We start from the raw sequence: 15,838 nt of genomic DNA on the forward strand, positions 1-15,838 counted from the left end.
GCGCGGTTCGCCGTAGTCTCTCGCGCATGGCCTGCCGGATCACCGAACTCGTCATCGACTGCGCCGACCCCCAGCGCCTGGGGGACTTCTGGTGCGAGGTCCTCGGCTACGTCGAACTCGGCTGGGAGGACGACGGCGATCTGGAGATCGGCCCGCCCGGCGGCTTTGGGGGCCCGCTGCCGACGCTCGTGTTCAGTCGCACCGATGAGCCGAAGCACGGGAAACTGCCGCTGCACCTCGACGTCAACCCGACCGACCGCGACCAGGACGCGGAACTCGAGCGGTTGCTCGCCGCGGGCGCCCGTTTCGCCGACGTCGGCCAGACGGGCGAGGAGTCGTGGCACGTGCTGGCCGACCCGGAGGGCAACGAGTTCTGCCTGCTCCGCCGCCGGGTCGACGCGGTGGAGGCCCCAGGCTGAACCGGCCGGACCACGCCCGGCTCGTCCCCGTCTGCCGTTCGAACGACACGTTCGGCCGGTACGGCACCTCTGTCCGACTTTCGTCGTGAGGCAATGGGGCGGATTTCGTTCGCAACCCTAACGATTCGCGGTCGACTGAATACCGTCGATCTTCGGGCCCGCCCGCCCCGGGGCGGCCCGATCGTGAAGGGGAGTGTGGATGAGACCCTCCTGGATCCCTGCCCGGCGCACGACGAGGCGCGTCTCCAAGGTGGCCGCGGTGGTCGCGGCCGTCGCGTTGCTGCCCGGGCTGACCGCCGGCACGGCGAACGCCGACACGTTCACCCGCGGCTGGCCCGCGCCGCTCGACTCGGCGCACTGGGTCGACCAAGCGGCCATGACGTGGAACGACTACCGCAAGGTCCCCGGTACGAACTGGGCCGACCCGTCGCTCGAACCCACCGAGCGCACGTTCAAGGGCGCCGTCGTGCTCGCGGACTACCCGGACGAGGACTTCGTGGTCACGAAGCCGCCGCACTCGACCGTGTTCGGCAACCCCGGCCCGTCGGCCGGCAACCTCGCCCGCGAGGACGTGGCGCAGTACTACCAGGACTTCCTCAACAAGCCGGAAACCCTCAACCACGGCCACACCATCAACGAGTACTGGATGGAGGACTCCGGCGGCCGGTTCGGTGTGGACCTCACCGCGTTCGGGCCCTACCGCATGCCGGGCAAGTCCTTCGAGTACGGCATGGAGTTCCAGGACAACGCGTGCCCGCAGGGCTCGACGTGCGACCGCGACCTGCGAACCGACGCGCGCGCCGCGTGGAAGGCCGACGTCGGTGCGCTGGCCGACCAGTTCGACTTCGTCTTCTTCCTCTCCGCGGGCCAGGACGAGAGCTCGACGTGGCAGGAGTTCGGCGAGATGAAGTTCGGCACCCAGGACGCGGTGCCGGACGAGTTCGGCCCGCCCGGCGACGAGACCCTGCCCAACTGGGCCGACACGCGCTACGTCCCGTGGACGTCGTGGGCCTCGGCGTCGAGCATCTGGCCCAACGCGCAGAGCGGTTCGTCCACGCAGGCCGAATCGTCCGGTCAGGGCACCTACGCCCACGAGTTCAGCCACATCCTGGGCATCGGCGACAACTACAACAACCCGTTCAGCGTGCCGCGCCAGCGTGACTACAGCGGCCCGTGGGAAATGCTGTCGCGCGGCAGCTTCAACGGCCCTGGCGGCCCGCACACGCGCTGGCAGATCCCGGCGACCGACGGCGGCTCGATGGGCGCGCACCACATGCTGCGCAACAAGGTCAAGCTCGGCATCGTCGACCCGGCCGACGTGCTGCAACTCGACCGCGACCAGCTCGCCGAGACCGGCCCTGTCACGGCTCGGATCACCGCGCGGGAGTCAGCTCCGGAACCGGGTGCGTACACGGGGCTGAACATCGCGCTGCCGGGCGGCGACAAGTCGCCCAAGTGCGACCGCAACACCGACCCGCTGTGCGACGGCGGCGGCTACGACAACTACACGCTCGAGGTCGTCGACCGGATGGGCGCGGACTCGTTCCTGCCCGACTCCGGCGTGCTGCTGACCAAGACGAAGAACCGCGACGCGGCGCCGTTCGAGTGGGTCGTCGACGCGAACCCGCAGGACATCGGTCTCACCGACTACGTGAAGCCGGACGGCACGCCGGTGAAGATCACCGTCGGCGACTACCGGCAGCTCAACGACGCGGCGTTCAAGGCCGGCACGGGCGCCTCGGGCGCGTACGAGTACACCGACGAGGCCAACCGGCTGCACTTCCTGGTCACCGACCTCGCACGGGACCGCCGCGGTGTGCTGTCGTACACGGTCACCGTCGCCTCGCTCGACGGTTCGGGCCCGCAGGCGCGCGGTGCGCACCTGTGGCCGGCGCTGCCCGCCTTCACCGAGGGCGGGCTCGCCACGTGCGACTTCCGGTTGCTCAACACCGGCTCCGCGCGCGGGGCGAAGGCACCGTACGACAGCGACACCTACCGGCTGAGCGCGAGTACCGACGCGAAGGGCTGGGAGGTCCGGCTGCCCAACGAGCTGGCGACGGCGAAGTTCGGGCAGACCGCCCAGATCGCCGCCTACGCGAAACGGGAACCTGGCGCGCCGTACACGGCGCGGGTCAAGCTCACGGCCACGTCGGTGAGCGATCCCGCGAAGACGAGCACCACCACCTGCACGGCCATCGGGTTCTGACCCCGCGTCCCCGGCACCTGACCACCGCATTCGGGTGCCGGGGACGAGGGCTAGGCTTCGCGGCATGAGTGCGGTGTACGACTGCAGCAAGCGCGAATCCCGGGCCGAAGGGCTGGCCGCCGCGGCGTCGGCGGTGAGGTCGAGCCGGCTGGTGGTCCTGCCGACCGACACCGTCTACGGCATCGGTGCCGACGCCTTCGACGCGGGCGCCGTGCAGGCGTTGCTGCGTGCGAAGAACCGCGGCCCGGACATGCCCGTGGGCGTGCTCGTCGGTTCGTGGTCCACAGTGGACGGTCTGGTGCTCGGCCTGCCGCCGCAGGCACGGGCGCTCGTGGAGGCGTTCTGGCCGGGCGACCTGTCGATCGTGCTCCCGCACGCGCCGAGCCTGCAGTGGGACCTCGGGCAGTCGCGCGGCACGGTGATGCTGCGGATGCCGCTGCACCCCGTGGCGCTGGAGCTGCTGCGCGACGTCGGCCCGATGGCCGTGTCGAGCGCCAACGTCTCCGGCCGCCCGCCGGCGTCCACCGCGGCCGAGGCGCAGGACCAGCTGGGCGACTCGGTGTCGGTGTACCTCGACGGCGGTTCGAGCGGCGAGGCCGTGGCGTCGTCGATCGTGGACCTCACGGGTGAGAATCCGGTGGTGCTGCGCGAAGGCGCGGTCACGCGCGCGGCGATCGCCGAGGTCATGGGCGTGCCCGTCGAGTCGCTCGCCTGAGCGGTCCACAGTGGCCCCGCGGACGGGAGGCTCCGTTGAACGGCGTGACACCCGGTCGCGGTAGCGTGACGCGGTGACTCGGACCCCCCGGCAGGCGTGACGCGGTCATGCCCCCTGTGCAAGGACTTCTCCCCATCCGGGAGTACCTCCTCGTCGCGCTGACCGCGACGGCGGTGACCTATCTGCTCACCGGCGTCGTCCGCCGCGTCGCGATCCGCATCGGCGCGATCGCCAACCCGCGCGCCCGCGACGTCCACGTGACACCGATTCCGCGCATGGGCGGTGTCGGCATCTACCTGGGCGTGGCCGCGGCGATGGGCCTGGCGCACCAGCTGCCCGCGCTGAGCCACGGGTTCGACGCCTCGCTCGACTCCGTCGGCGTGCTGCTTGCGGCCGGCGTCATCTCCCTCATCGGCGCACTGGACGACCGGTTCGAGCTCGACGCGTGGACGAAGCTCGCCGGCCAGGTGATGTGCGCCGGGATCCTCGTGCTGTTCGGCGTGCAGTGGGTGTCGTTCTGGGTGCCGTGGGGCGGCACCGGCGACTCGTTCGGCTCGGTTCTCGTGCTGGACAAGAACCAGGGCGCGCTGCTGACCGTCGTGATGGTCGTGGTGATGGTCAACGCGATGAACTTCGTCGACGGCCTCGACGGCCTCGCCGGCGGCCTCGGCTTCATCGCCGCGACGGCCACCTGCGCCTTCTCCCTCGGCCTGCTCGACAGCACCGGCGGCGACTTCGGCACCTACCCACCCGCCCTGATCGCCGCGACGCTGGCCGGCGCGTGTCTGGGCTTCCTGCCGTACAACTTCCAACCTGCCAAGATCTTCATGGGCGACTCCGGCTCCATGATGATCGGCCTCATGCTCGCCGGCGCGACCACGTCCGCGAGCGGCCGCGTCAGCTACACGCGCTTCTCGGCTTCCGACGCGCTCGCCCTGCTGTCGCCGTTGGTCGTGGTCGTGGCGGTGCTCTTCGTGCCCGTCCTGGACCTCGTGATGGCCGTCATCCGCCGCACCCGCCGCGGCGAAAGCCCCTTCGCGGCCGACAAGATGCACCTCCACCACCGCCTGCTCGAGATCGGCCACTCCCAGCGCCGCGCCGTCCTGCTCATCTACTTGTGGGCCGGCATCCTGGCCTTCGGCGCCGTGTCGGTGACGTTGTTCGACGACACGGCCGTGTTCTGGGTCATCGGGGCGGGTCTCGTGGTGGCCGTACTGGTGTCCCTGGTGCCCCGGTTGAGGGCGCGGCACCGTTCCGCGGGCTGAATTTCGCGAATTGGTTTCGCTTTTCAGGAATGACTCCTCGATCGGGTGAAAGCCCGCGAAGTGTTGACCATGATCACTTTCGGCGGCTAATCTTCGATGTGAGGGGTTAGAGGGGGACTGGGGAGTCCGCAGGCGTTTATTGGCGCCTTCGGCGTGTTTTGGTTCTGCTCTTTTCGCCTCATTTCGGTTGTCGAATGGGGAGGGGAAATCGAAATGAAGACGATGTCCAAGGCTGCGCTGGGTCTGCTTGCTGCCGGCGCGATGATGACGGCTGTTCCCGGCGTCAGCTCCGCCGCCACGTCGACGGTACCGGGACCTGCGAGGATCGATGGCGGTGCCGTCAACTGGACCTCATCTGCCGGTCACGGCTGTGGGGCGACCGGGGCGGACTGGAGCCGGTATTATCACCACTGCACGAACGACGGTCGGTCGGTCCAAGTTCTGGCCCGCTTCGTACTCGTCAACAACACCATTGCGTGTGTCGGCCCGGGCCAGACGGTCAAGGTCAGTGTCACCACCACGTACAGCTTGGACTGGAACGGTCAGACGTGCACCAATCCGGGTCAAACGTGGCCTGCGTGAATCGCTTTCCACAAAATGTACCGCCAGGCTGATCGGGTGAATAGCTACCTGCCAATTCCGTGACGGATCATCCGGTCGTCGAAATGAATTCCGCTGCCCGGGTTCGCGCTTGCGCGAACTCGGGCAGCTGTATGCGCGACCAAGCCGCGAGCCGGGGGTTCAGGAAGCCCTCCACCAGGTTCTCTACACTCGATGCCGAACCGAGTAGGGAGCCCAGCTGTGAGCGAAACCGAAACCTCGACCGAAGCGACGGAGAACCCGCACGCCAAGGTGGTGCTGCAGGCTGCTCGCGCGATGACGAGGGCTTCACTGCTGGTCACGCCGCCGGCGTTGCTCGTGTGCATCGTGGTGTTCAGCATCGTGTTCGGCCTGCACGGATTCCTGGGGTCGCTGGTCGGCGCGGCGCTCGCGATGCTGGCGATGCTGTCGACGCTGGGGCTGATGCGCTTCAGCGCGGGCCAGGACCCGATGTTCGTCATGGTCATCGCGCTCGGTGGGTACGTCGTGAAGGTCGTGGTGTTGTTCGCGGCGCTTTCGCTGCTGAAGGGCGTGACCGCGCTGCACCCGTTGTCGCTGGGACTCACCATGATCGTGGCCATCCTGCTGTCCGCCGCGGCCGAGTTCGCGGCCTTCCGCAAGACCAAGATCCCGACGATCCTCCCGTCCTGACCGGTGCTGGGGACCCTCGGCTACTCGTAGTGAGAGCGCGCTGCGGCAACCGGGTGTGACCTGAAACACATAGTCCGACTTCCGGGTGCTCGCCGCGATCGGGCAAGGCCTCCACCTGTGGTGTCGTGAAACCGGTCGCGCGCGTCCCGGACTTGGGTCCCGGATGGACTCGGGACCTAAGTCCTGAGCTGATCGGTTGGTATGAAGTACGCGTGTACGGCACCGATTGACCTGCTGGTAGGGTCCGCGTCAAGGGTGGCGGCCTCGCCCGCGCACTCCCTCAAACGAACCGCGACCAGCAGTGTGGCGCCCGGTGGTTCCGCCTCCTCAGCCCGCTGGTCCGAAGTGGATTGCAGGGCAGTGCTCTTGCGAGCCAACCTCTGTGCAGGGCATGAGAATCATTCACTGCGCGGTGGGTCCGGCCGCCTCCAGCGTGCTCGTGTGCATCGGGTACGTTAAGTCCAGATCGTGACGATTCCCCCGGCGGAGTGAACGCCGGCCGGGAGAACCGGGAGGAGCGCAGTGATCGCGCTGGTACTGACCGAGGGTGCGACTTTCACGCCCCCTGGTACTGATGCCTTCGAGCTGCCGCCGTTTTTGGGGTCTGGCGATTGGGGCTTGAACAAACCGAAGCTGCTGGTGATCATCGCTGTGGTCATCGTCGCCAGCTACTTCTTGGTGGCTTCGCGCAAGCTGAAGATCGTGCCCACCAAGGGCCAGTTCATCGCAGAGTCCCTCTATGACTTCAGCCGCAACAACATCACGCGGCAGCAGATCGGCTCGAAAGAGTTCAAGCCGTTCATCCCGTTGGTTCTCGCGTTGTTCACCTTCATCTTGCTGAACAACCTCTTCGGGATCATTCCGTTCTTCCAGTTCCCGACCATGGCGCGGATCGGCTTCCCGCTCGCCATGTCGCTGCTGGTGGTCTACCCGGTCTACCACTACGTGGGCATCAAGAAGTTCGGCCTCGGCGGGTACCTGAAGAACCAGTTGACGCCGGCCGGGATCCCGAAGTTCGTGCTTCCGCTCTACGGCCTGATCGAGTTCTTTCAGAAGTTCTTCATCACGCCGCTCACGCTGGCCATCCGTGTTTTCGCCGCGATGTTCGCCGGCCACCTGATCATCATCGTGTTCACCCTGGGCGGCACCTTCCTGCTCACGGAGACCTCGAGCTGGGCGCTCAAGCCGGTGTCGATCCTGGGCTGGGTCCTGGCAATCCTGATGACTTTCCTCGAGGCCTTCATCCAGGTGCTGCAGGCCTACATCTTCGCCCTGCTGTCGGCCGGGTACATCGGCGCCGCGCTGGCGTCGGAGCACTGAGAAACACACAAGCCCCCGATCCGCGTGAGTGCGCGGACCGAAGTGAAGGGAAACGCACGTGAGCAACATCGTTCTGGCCCAGGCCGCCGCCGAGACCGTGAACCTCAACAAGGGCCTCGCCGCAATCGGCTACGGCCTGGGCGCGATCGGCCCGGGCATCGGTATCGGCCTGATCTTCGCCGCGGTCATCAACGGCACCGCGCGTCAGCCGGAGGCCCAGGGCAAGCTGCAGGGCATCGGCTTCTCGACCTTCGTGCTCACCGAGGTGCTCGCCCTGATCGGTATCGTCATCTACTTCATCGCCTCCGCCTAGAGCTGAGTGAACTGCTCATCTCTCATCCAAAGGAGACGCTGTGCTGAAGACTGAGTTGGTGTTGGCAGCCGAGGGCTCCAACCCGATCATCCCGGACATCCCGGAGCTGATCCTCGGCATCGTCGCCTTCCTGATCCTGCTGTTCATCCTCAAGAAGTACGTCGTCCCGCGTTTCGAGACTGCGTACGAGGAGCGGGCGCAGAAGATCGAAGGCGGCATCGAGAAGGCCGAGAAGGCCCAGGCCGAAGCCGAAGAAGCGCTGGCCGAGTACAAGGCGCAGCTGGCCGAGGCCCGGTCCGAGGCCGCGAAGATCCGCGACGACGCGCGGCTCGAAGCCGAGCAGATCAAGGCGGAGCTGCGGGCCGAGGCCGAGTCGGAGTCCCAGCGGATCGTCGCGCAGGGGCAGGCCCAGCTGCAGGCCCAGAAGGCGCAGATCATCGCCGAGCTGCGGGCCGACATGGGCCGCAACGCGGTGGAGCTGGCGAGCCGCATCGTCGGCGAGTCGCTCGAGGACGAGGTGCGCCGCCGCGGCACCGTCGACCGGTTCCTGTCGGAACTGGAGACCGCCACCAACGGAGCGGGGAAGTAGACCAGAGATGACGCTGCATGCTGCGAGCCGTGAAGCGCTCGACCTCGCCGAGACCCGTCTCGGCGAGGTTCTGGCCGACGCGGGTACCGACCCCGCGACGGTCGGGGACGAGCTGCTCTCGGTCGTCGACCTCCTTGACCGCGAAATCGGCCTGCGCCGGGCGGTCAGCGACGCTTCGGCCAGCCCGGAGAGCCGCCAGGGCCTCGTCCGCCGGCTGTTCGACGGGAAGCTGAGCGAGCCGGCCCTGAAGGTGCTCGACGCCGTGGCGGGCAGCCGCTGGTCAAGCCCTCGCGAGCTGGTGGACGGGATCGAGTCCCTCGGCCGCTCGGCGCTGCTCACCTCCGCCGAGAAGACCGGGAACGTCGAGACCGTCGAGTCCCAGCTGTTCCAGGTCGCGCGGATCGTCTCGGGCTCCTCGGAGCTCGAGGCCGCGCTGTCCGACCTGGCCGCTCCCGCCGACGCCAAGCGGACCCTGGTCCGCGGGCTGTTCGCGGACAAGGTCGACGTGGTCACCGAGACCCTGGTCGAGCAGGTCGTGCGCCGCGCCAAGGGGCGCGGGGTCGGCAACGGGCTCGACAAGCTGGTCGCGCTGGCCGCGGAACGGCGTGAGCGCTCGGTCGCGTACGTGACCAGCGCCAACGCTCTCACCGAAGAGCAGCGGACCCAGCTCGGGTCGAAGCTCAACGGCATCTACGGGCGGACCCTCGCGCTGCACGTCGAGGTGGACCCCCGGCTGGGCGGCGGGCTCGTCGTCCGCGTCGGCGACGAGGTCATCGACGGCAGCACGGCCGGCCAGCTGGCGGCGGTCCGCCGCAGGCTGAGCCGCGCCTGACGGGTGCGCCCGCACCACAGACTTTGCACACTGGACAGAACAGAAGCGAGAGCGGGAACGAAATGGCGGAGCTGACGATCTCCTCGGACGAGATCCGCAGTGCGATCGAGAACTACGTCTCGAGTTACGCCCCGGATGTGAACCGGGAAGAGGTCGGCGTGGTCGCCGACGCCGGTGACGGTATCGCCCACGTCGAGGGCCTCCCCTCGGCCATGGCCAACGAGCTGCTCGAGTTCCCGGGCGGCGTCCTCGGTGTGGCGCTGAACCTGGACGCCCGTTCGATCGGTGCGGCCATCCTCGGCGACTTCGAGACGATCGAAGAGGGCCAGCAGGTCAAGCGGACCGGCCAGGTCCTGTCCGTGCCGGTCGGCGACGGCTACCTCGGCCGGGTCGTCGACCCGCTGGGCGCGCCCATCGACGGGCTCGGCGAGATCGAGACCACGACCCGGCGTCCGCTGGAGCTCAAGGCCGCCTCGGTGGTCGAGCGCCAGCCGGTGTCCGAGCCGCTGCAGACCGGCATCACCGCCATCGACGCGATGACGCCGATCGGCCGCGGCCAGCGCCAGCTGATCATCGGTGACCGCAAGACGGGCAAGACCGCCGTCGCCGTGGACACGATCATCAACCAGAAGGCCAACTGGGAGACCGGCGACCCGAAGCAGCAGGTCCGCTGCATCTACGTCGCGATCGGCCAGAAGGGCTCCACGATCGCGTCGGTCAAGAAGTCGCTCGAGGACGCGGGCGCGATGGAGTACACGACCATCGTCGCCGCTCCGGCTTCCGACTCGGCCGGCTTCAAGTGGATCGCCCCCTACACCGGCTCGGCCATCGGCCAGCACTGGATGTACGAGGGCAAGCACGTCCTGATCGTGTTCGACGACCTGACCAAGCAGGCCGACGCCTACCGCGCGATCTCGCTGCTGCTGCGCCGCCCGCCGGGCCGCGAGGCGTTCCCCGGCGACGTCTTCTACTTGCACTCCCGTCTCCTCGAGCGGTGCGCCAAGCTGTCGGACGAGCTGGGTGCCGGCTCGCTGACCGGCCTGCCGATCATCGAGACGAAGGCCAACGACGTGTCGGCCTACATCCCGACGAACGTCATCTCGATCACCGACGGTCAGTGCTTCTTCCAGTCGGACCTGTTCAACGCCGGTCAGCGCCCGGCCATCGACGTGGGTATCTCGGTGTCCCGCGTGGGTGGTGCCGCGCAGGTCAAGGCGATGAAGTCGGTCTCCGGCTCGCTCCGCATCGACCTGTCGCAGTACCGCGAGCTGGAGGCGTTCGCCGCCTTCGCCTCGGACCTCGACGACGCCTCGAAGGCGCAGCTCGAGCGTGGTGCCCGCCTGTACGAGGTGCTCAAGCAGCCGCAGTACTCGCCGATCCCGGTCGAGGAGCAGGTCTGCACCGTGTGGCTGGGCACCAACGGCCACTACGACTCGGTCCCGACCGAGGACGTGCGCCGCTTCAACCAGGAGTTCCTGGACTCGGCCCGCCGCAAGCACACCGAGGTCCTCGGTGCGATCCGCGACAGCGGCAAGTTCGAGGACGACACGCGTGACGCGCTCGTGGCCGCGGTGAACGAGTTCAAGAAGGAGTTCACCACCTCCGAGGGCAAGCCCCTGGAGTCGAACGCCGACGCGATGGACGCCGACAAGGTCGGGCAGGAGACCGTCAAGGTCAACAAGCCCGCCCCGAAGAAGTGAGCTGATAGCTCATGGCCGCACAACTCCGGGAACTTCGGTCGCGCATCAAGGCGACCAAGTCGATCGGCAAGATCACGAAGGCGATGGAGCTCATCGCCACCGCGCGCATCACGAAGGCGCGCGCGAAGGTCGCCGCTTCCCGGCCGTACGCGGACGAGATCACCAAGGTGCTCTCGGCGCTGGCCGGTGCGGCGGCGAACCTCGACCACCCGCTCCTGGTCGAGCGCCCCAACCCGAAGCGGGCCGCGGTCCTCGTCGTCACCAGCGACAAGGGCCAGTGCGGTGGGTACAACACCAACGTGCTGAAGGCGACCGAGGAACTCCTCGCCCTGCTCCGTGAGGAGGGCAAGGAGCCCGAGGTCTACGTCACCGGCAACAAGGGCCTGAACTACTACCGGTTCCGGGGCCGCGAGGTCGTCGACAGCTGGACGGGCTTCTCCGACCAGCCGGCGTACACCGACGCGGTCGCGGCGGCGGAGACGCTGGTGGAGTCGTTCCTCGCCGGCACCGAAGCGGGTGCGCCGGGCGCGCTCGCCGGGGTCGACGAGATCCACGTCGTCTACACCGAGTTCGTCTCGATGCTGACGCAGCGCCCGATCGCCAAGCGGGTCGCCCCGCTCGAGGTCGAGTACACCGAGGGTGAGGAGCAGAAGCCCGCCGGCGAGCTGCTCCCCAGCTACGAGTTCGAGCCGAGCGCCGACAAGCTGCTGGGCGCGCTGCTGCCGAAGTACATCAACACGCGCCTGTACTCGGCGCTGCTGGAGTCGGCCGCGTCCGAACTGGCAGCCCGCCGCACCGCGATGAAGGCCGCGTCGGACAATGCGAACGACCTGGTGAACACGCTGACGCGGGAGGCGAACCAGGCCCGCCAGGCGCAGATCACCCAGGAGATCTCCGAAATCGTCGGTGGCGCGAACGCGCTCACCGCAGCAGGAAGTGATGACTGATGACCAGTACTGAAGCCCCGCGCGCCAAGGGGCGCATCGTCTCGGTGACCGGGCCGGTCGTCGACGTCGAGTTCCCGCGCGGTTCCGTCCCCGACCAGTTCAACGCGCTCAAGGTCGACATCGAGTTCGAGCAGCTGCGCAAGACCGTGACTCTCGAGGTCGCCAGCCACCTCGGTGACAACCTCGTCCGCACGATTTCGCTGCAGCCGCAGGACGGTCTCGTCCGCGGTGCCGAGGTCACCAACACCGGTGGTCCCATCACGGTGCCGGTGGGCGACAAGGTCAAGGGTCACGTCTACAACGCCCTCGGCGAGTGCCTCGACGAGCCCGGCTACGGCGAGGACCTCGAGCGCTGGGGCATCCACCGCAACCCGCCGCCCTTCGACCAGCTCGAGGGCAAGACGGAGATGCTGGAGACCGGCCTCAAGGTCGTCGACCTGCTGACCCCGTACGTGCAGGGTGGCAAGATCGGCCTGTTCGGCGGTGCCGGCGTGGGCAAGACGGTGCTCATCAAGGAGATGATCACCCGCGTCGCCCGGAACTTCGGTGGTACCTCGGTGTTCGCCGGTGTCGGCGAGCGCACCCGTGAGGGCAACGACCTCTTCCTGGAGATGTCCGAGGACGGCGTCATCAACGACACCGCCCTCGTCTTCGGCCAGATGGACGAGCCGCCGGGCACGCGTATGCGCGTCGCCCTGTCCGCGCTGACGATGGCGGAGTACTTCCGCGACGTGCAGAACCAGGACGTGCTGCTGTTCATCGACAACATCTTCCGGTTCACCCAGGCCGGTTCCGAGGTGTCGACCCTGCTGGGCCGCATGCCTTCGGCCGTGGGTTACCAGCCGACGCTGGCCGACGAGATGGGTCAGCTGCAGGAGCGGATCACCTCGACGCGTGGTCGCTCGATCACCTCGATGCAGGCGATCTACGTCCCCGCGGACGACTACACCGACCCGGCCCCGGCGACGACGTTCGCCCACCTGGACGCCACCACCGAGCTTTCGCGGTCGGTGTTCCAGAAGGGCATCTTCCCGGCGGTGGACCCGCTGGCGTCGACGTCGACGATCCTCGACCCGGCCATCGTCGGCGAGGACCACTACCGCGTCGCCTCCGAGGTCATCCGGATCCTGCAGAAGTACAAGGAACTGCAGGACATCATCGCGATCCTCGGTATGGACGAGCTCTCGGAAGAGGACAAGCTCACCGTTCAGCGCGCGCGCCGCATCGAGCGGTTCCTGTCGCAGAACATGCTGGTCGCCGAGGCGTTCACGCAGATCCCGGGCTCGACCGTGCCGCTGTCGGAGACGATCGAGTCGTTCGACCGCATCTCGAAGGGCGACTTCGACCACTACCCGGAGCAGGCGTTCCTGGGTATCGGTGGCCTCGAGGACCTCGAGAAGAAGTACAAGGAAATCACCAAGAAGTGATCTCCTGAGCGCGGCGGGGGCTGGGTCCACTGTGGACACCCGCCCCCGCCGTTCTCGTAACCGAAGCCGGACCTATTACACTCGGTGGTGACACCCCGAGCGAAGGAGTGCTACGTGGCTGAGATGTCCGTGGAGCTGGTGGCCGTGGAGCGCCGGCTCTGGTCGGGTACCGCCACCTTCGTGGTGGCGCAGACCACCGAGGGCGAGATCGGCATCATGCCCGGCCACGAGCCGGTGCTGGGCCAGCTCGTCGAGGGTGGTGTGGTCAAGGTGAACACGACCGACGGCGAGATCCTCACCGCCGCGGTGCACGGTGGTTTCCTGTCGGTCACGGCCACCGGGGTGAGCGTGCTCGCCGAGAGCGCCGAGCTTTCCGACGAGATCGACGTCGACGCGGCCAAGGCGGCGCTGACGGCGGACGACGAGGCGGAGCGCACGAGGGCAACAGCCCAGCTCCGCGCGGCCGGTCAGTCAGTCTGATCGAGCGACGAGCAGGAGCCGGGCCGTGAAGATCGCCATCGTGGTGCTGGGGCTCCTGATCGTGCTCGCCGTGCTGGCGGCCTGGTACGGCCAGCGGTGGATCCGGATGCGCCGCGGCGGTGGCGTGAGCGTCGCGCTGCGGTGGCGTCCGGACAACCCGCGTGCCAGCTGGCACCTCGGGCTCGGGCGCTACGAGGGCGACGAGTTCGTCTGGTACCGCGTCTGGAGCCTGCGCAGCGGCCCGGACCGCGTGTTCCAGCGCGAGAGCATGCAGATCGCCGACCGGCGGGACCCGTCCGGCACAGAGGCGTACGCGGTGCCCGAGGGATCCACGGTCCTGCGGTGTGAGTCGCCCACGCAGGAGGCGATCGAGATCGCGATGGGGCCCGGCGCGCTCACCGGGTTCCTGTCCTGGCTGGAGTCGGCTCCGCCGGGACGAATGCTGCCGCACGCGTCCTGATCAGCCGCCCGGCTTCCACAGCACGTCGCCGTCCGGGTTGGCGAGCCGGCCGAGGATGAACAGCAGGTCGGACAGCCGGTTGAGGTACTTCACGGCGATCGGGTTCGTGGTGTCCGGCTCCGCCTCGACGAGCGCCCACGCCGAGCGCTCCGCGCGCCGCGTGACCGTGCGCGCCTGGTGCAGGTAGGCCGCGCCCGGCGTTCCGCCCGGCAGGATGAACGACGTGAGCTTCGGCAGCCGCTCGTTGAACTCGTCGCACCAGCCCTCCACGCGCTCGAGGTAGGCCTCGGTGATGCGCAGTGGCTCGTACGGGGGATTTTCCTGGATCGGCAGGCAGAGGTCCGCGCCGACGTCGAACAGGTCGTTCTGCACGCGCCGCAGCACCGTGGCGATTTCGTCGCTCAGGGAACCCATCGCGATGGCCAGCCCGATGACGGAGTTGGCCTCGTCGGTGTCGGCGTAAGCGCCCAGGCGGGGCGAGGTTTTGGGGATCCGCGAGCCGTCGCCCAGCGCTGTGGTGCCGCTGTCGCCGACCTTCGTGTAGACGCGGTTGATGCGAACGACCATGTGCCCGACTCTACCGGCCCCGCGTGTGCCGAAACTGGGCGAGAGGGCATGATTGGCGGCCATGAGCGAGCACTTCGACGTGCACGGCGGGGCACGGCTGGTCGGCGAGGTCGACGTGGTCGGAGCCAAGAACAGCGTGCTGAAGCTGATGGCCGCGGCCCTGCTGGCCGAGGGCACCACCACCATCACGAACTGCCCGCAGATCCTCGACGTGCCCCTGATGGGCGACGTCCTGCGCAGCGTCGGCTGCGAGGTGGAGATCAACGGCGACACGGCGCGCATCACCACGCCGGCCGAGCTGTCGCACCGCGCGGACTCGGCGGCGATGGGCAAGCTGCGCGCGTCCGTCTGCGTGCTGGGACCGCTGGTCGGGCGGCTCAAGAAGGCCGTCGTCGCGCTGCCCGGCGGTGACGCGATCGGCTCGCGGCCGCTGGACATGCACCAGAACGGCCTGCGCAAGCTGGGCGCCACCAGCACCATCGAGCACGGCTGCGTGGTCGCGAACGCGGAATCCCTCGTCGGCGCCCAGATCTGGCTCGACTTCCCGAGCGTCGGCGCCACCGAGAACATCCTGATGGCCGCGGTGCTGGCCGAGGGCACGACGGTGATCGACAACGCGGCGCGCGAGCCGGAGATCGCCGACATCTGCACGATGCTCACCGAGATGGGCGCGAAGATCGAGGGCGCCGGCACGTCGACGCTGACCGTGCACGGGGTGGAGCAGCTGCGCCCGACCGAGCACCGCGTGATCGGCGACCGGATCGTCGGTGCCACCTGGGCGTTCGCCGCGGCGATGACGCGGGGCGACCTGACCGTGCGCGGCGTCAACCCGCACCACCTCGACCTGGTGCTGGACAAGCTGCGGCTCGCCGGCGCGGACGTGACCACGTTCGACGAGAAAGGCTTCCGCGTCGTGCAGCCCGAGCGGCCTAAGGCGGTCGACTGGGTGACGCTGCCGTACCCCGGTTTCGCCACGGACCTGCAGCCGTTCGCGGTCGCGCTGTCGGCCGTGTCCGAGGGCACGTCGATGATCACGGAGAACGTCTACGAGGCCCGGTTCCGCTTCATCGAAGAGATGATCCGGCTTTCCGGCGACGCCCGCACCGACGGCCACCACGCCGTGGTCCGCGGGGTCGAGCAGCTCTCCAGCGCGCCGGTCTGGGCCTCCGACATCCGCGCCGGCGCCGGGCTCGTGCTCGCCGGTCTGTGCGCTGAGGGCGTCACCGAGGTCTGGGACGTCTTCCACATCGACCGCGGTTACCCGCACTTCGTCGAGAACCTCAACCGCCTCGGCGCGCGCATCGAGCGCGTGACGGGGGAGCCTGAGCGCGCCTAGTCAGCTCACCG

17 protein-coding genes are annotated in these 15,838 nt (G+C 68.4%); 16 read left to right on the top strand and 1 reads right to left on the bottom strand.

Annotation, left to right across the window (positions count from 1 at the left end; translation table 11 throughout):
* Window positions 1–26: 26 nt before the first annotated feature.
* The 15 genes from AB0878_RS42245 to AB0878_RS42315 all read left to right on the top strand — a co-directional run bounded on the left by AB0878_RS42245 (window position 27) and on the right by AB0878_RS42315 (window position 13,924).
* Complete coding sequence (locus AB0878_RS42245) at window positions 27–419, top strand: VOC family protein (protein WP_366587540.1); 393 nt, start codon at window positions 27–29, stop codon at window positions 417–419.
* A 199-nt stretch (window positions 420–618) separates the two neighbouring features.
* Window positions 619–2,625: a M6 family metalloprotease domain-containing protein gene (locus AB0878_RS42250; RefSeq protein WP_366587543.1), complete on the top strand. Its 2,007-nt coding sequence runs from the start codon at window positions 619–621 to the stop codon at window positions 2,623–2,625.
* Between the two features lie 64 nt (window positions 2,626–2,689).
* A complete protein-coding gene (locus tag AB0878_RS42255; RefSeq protein ID WP_366587546.1) occupies window positions 2,690–3,340 on the top strand; it encodes an L-threonylcarbamoyladenylate synthase in 651 nt (216 codons plus the stop codon).
* A gap of 107 nt (window positions 3,341–3,447) precedes the next feature.
* Window positions 3,448–4,605: an MraY family glycosyltransferase gene (locus AB0878_RS42260; RefSeq protein WP_364056465.1), complete on the top strand. Its 1,158-nt coding sequence runs from the start codon at window positions 3,448–3,450 to the stop codon at window positions 4,603–4,605.
* Between the two features lie 213 nt (window positions 4,606–4,818).
* On the top strand, window positions 4,819–5,187 hold the full coding sequence (locus AB0878_RS42265) for a hypothetical protein (protein WP_366587548.1): 369 nt from the start codon (window positions 4,819–4,821) through the stop codon (window positions 5,185–5,187).
* A gap of 219 nt (window positions 5,188–5,406) precedes the next feature.
* Window positions 5,407–5,856 (top strand): hypothetical protein, encoded by a 450-nt coding sequence (locus AB0878_RS42270; RefSeq protein WP_366587550.1) that lies wholly within the window; start codon window positions 5,407–5,409, stop codon window positions 5,854–5,856.
* Between the two features lie 522 nt (window positions 5,857–6,378).
* The gene (gene atpB / locus AB0878_RS42275; RefSeq protein WP_366587552.1) at window positions 6,379–7,176 is read left to right on the top strand and encodes a F0F1 ATP synthase subunit A; all 798 of its coding nucleotides are present in this window, start codon (window positions 6,379–6,381) and stop codon (window positions 7,174–7,176) included.
* Window positions 7,177–7,234: 58 nt separating this feature from the next.
* Window positions 7,235–7,489 carry an ATP F0F1 synthase subunit C gene (locus AB0878_RS42280; protein ID WP_366587555.1) on the top strand — a complete coding sequence of 85 codons (255 nt, stop codon included), beginning with the start codon at window positions 7,235–7,237 and terminating at the stop codon, window positions 7,487–7,489.
* A gap of 40 nt (window positions 7,490–7,529) precedes the next feature.
* Window positions 7,530–8,078, top strand: coding sequence for a F0F1 ATP synthase subunit B (locus AB0878_RS42285; protein ID WP_366587557.1), 549 nt, complete (start codon window positions 7,530–7,532; stop codon window positions 8,076–8,078).
* Between the two features lie 7 nt (window positions 8,079–8,085).
* Complete coding sequence (locus tag AB0878_RS42290; RefSeq protein WP_366587559.1) at window positions 8,086–8,910, top strand: F0F1 ATP synthase subunit delta; 825 nt, start codon at window positions 8,086–8,088, stop codon at window positions 8,908–8,910.
* Between the two features lie 62 nt (window positions 8,911–8,972).
* Complete coding sequence (gene atpA, locus AB0878_RS42295) at window positions 8,973–10,610, top strand: F0F1 ATP synthase subunit alpha (protein WP_366587561.1); 1,638 nt, start codon at window positions 8,973–8,975, stop codon at window positions 10,608–10,610.
* Window positions 10,611–10,621: 11 nt separating this feature from the next.
* Window positions 10,622–11,557: a F0F1 ATP synthase subunit gamma gene (locus AB0878_RS42300; protein WP_366587564.1), complete on the top strand. Its 936-nt coding sequence runs from the start codon at window positions 10,622–10,624 to the stop codon at window positions 11,555–11,557.
* Entirely contained in the window at window positions 11,557–12,984 is a 1,428-nt protein-coding gene (atpD, locus tag AB0878_RS42305; protein WP_360594667.1) for a F0F1 ATP synthase subunit beta, read from the top strand. The genes AB0878_RS42300 and atpD overlap by 1 nt, the downstream gene beginning before the upstream one ends.
* Before the next feature lie 114 nt (window positions 12,985–13,098).
* A complete protein-coding gene (locus tag AB0878_RS42310) occupies window positions 13,099–13,464 on the top strand; it encodes a F0F1 ATP synthase subunit epsilon (RefSeq protein WP_366587566.1) in 366 nt (121 codons plus the stop codon).
* A gap of 25 nt (window positions 13,465–13,489) precedes the next feature.
* Window positions 13,490–13,924, top strand: a complete 435-nt coding sequence (locus AB0878_RS42315) for a DUF2550 domain-containing protein (RefSeq protein WP_220243810.1) — start codon at window positions 13,490–13,492, stop codon at window positions 13,922–13,924.
* Here the strand turns inward: AB0878_RS42315 and AB0878_RS42320 are convergent, their stop codons facing one another.
* Window positions 13,925–14,491: a cob(I)yrinic acid a,c-diamide adenosyltransferase gene (locus AB0878_RS42320; RefSeq protein WP_360594672.1), complete on the bottom strand. Its 567-nt coding sequence runs from the start codon at window positions 14,489–14,491 to the stop codon at window positions 13,925–13,927.
* 61 nt (window positions 14,492–14,552) lie between these two features.
* Between AB0878_RS42320 and murA the strand changes: the two genes are divergently transcribed.
* Entirely contained in the window at window positions 14,553–15,827 is a 1,275-nt protein-coding gene (gene murA / locus AB0878_RS42325; protein ID WP_366587569.1) for a UDP-N-acetylglucosamine 1-carboxyvinyltransferase, read from the top strand.
* The last annotated feature ends 11 nt before the right edge of the window (window positions 15,828–15,838 follow it).

Source organism: Amycolatopsis sp. NPDC047767, assembly GCF_040704195.1.
GTDB lineage: Bacteria > Actinomycetota > Actinomycetes > Mycobacteriales > Pseudonocardiaceae > Amycolatopsis.

Coding starts and splice junctions, on each gene's coding strand:
- AB0878_RS42245 (WP_366587540.1), top strand. CDS start 27: ATGGCCTGCCGGATCACCGAACTCGTCATCGACTGCGCCGACCCCCAG.
- AB0878_RS42250 (WP_366587543.1), top strand. CDS start 619: ATGAGACCCTCCTGGATCCCTGCCCGGCGCACGACGAGGCGCGTCTCC.
- AB0878_RS42255 (WP_366587546.1), top strand. CDS start 2,690: ATGAGTGCGGTGTACGACTGCAGCAAGCGCGAATCCCGGGCCGAAGGG.
- AB0878_RS42260 (WP_364056465.1), top strand. CDS start 3,448: ATGCCCCCTGTGCAAGGACTTCTCCCCATCCGGGAGTACCTCCTCGTC.
- AB0878_RS42265 (WP_366587548.1), top strand. CDS start 4,819: ATGAAGACGATGTCCAAGGCTGCGCTGGGTCTGCTTGCTGCCGGCGCG.
- AB0878_RS42290 (WP_366587559.1), top strand. CDS start 8,086: ATGACGCTGCATGCTGCGAGCCGTGAAGCGCTCGACCTCGCCGAGACC.
- atpA (WP_366587561.1), top strand. CDS start 8,973: ATGGCGGAGCTGACGATCTCCTCGGACGAGATCCGCAGTGCGATCGAG.
- AB0878_RS42300 (WP_366587564.1), top strand. CDS start 10,622: ATGGCCGCACAACTCCGGGAACTTCGGTCGCGCATCAAGGCGACCAAG.
- atpD (WP_360594667.1), top strand. CDS start 11,557: ATGACCAGTACTGAAGCCCCGCGCGCCAAGGGGCGCATCGTCTCGGTG.
- AB0878_RS42320 (WP_360594672.1), bottom strand. CDS start 14,491: ATGGTCGTTCGCATCAACCGCGTCTACACGAAGGTCGGCGACAGCGGC.
- murA (WP_366587569.1), top strand. CDS start 14,553: ATGAGCGAGCACTTCGACGTGCACGGCGGGGCACGGCTGGTCGGCGAG.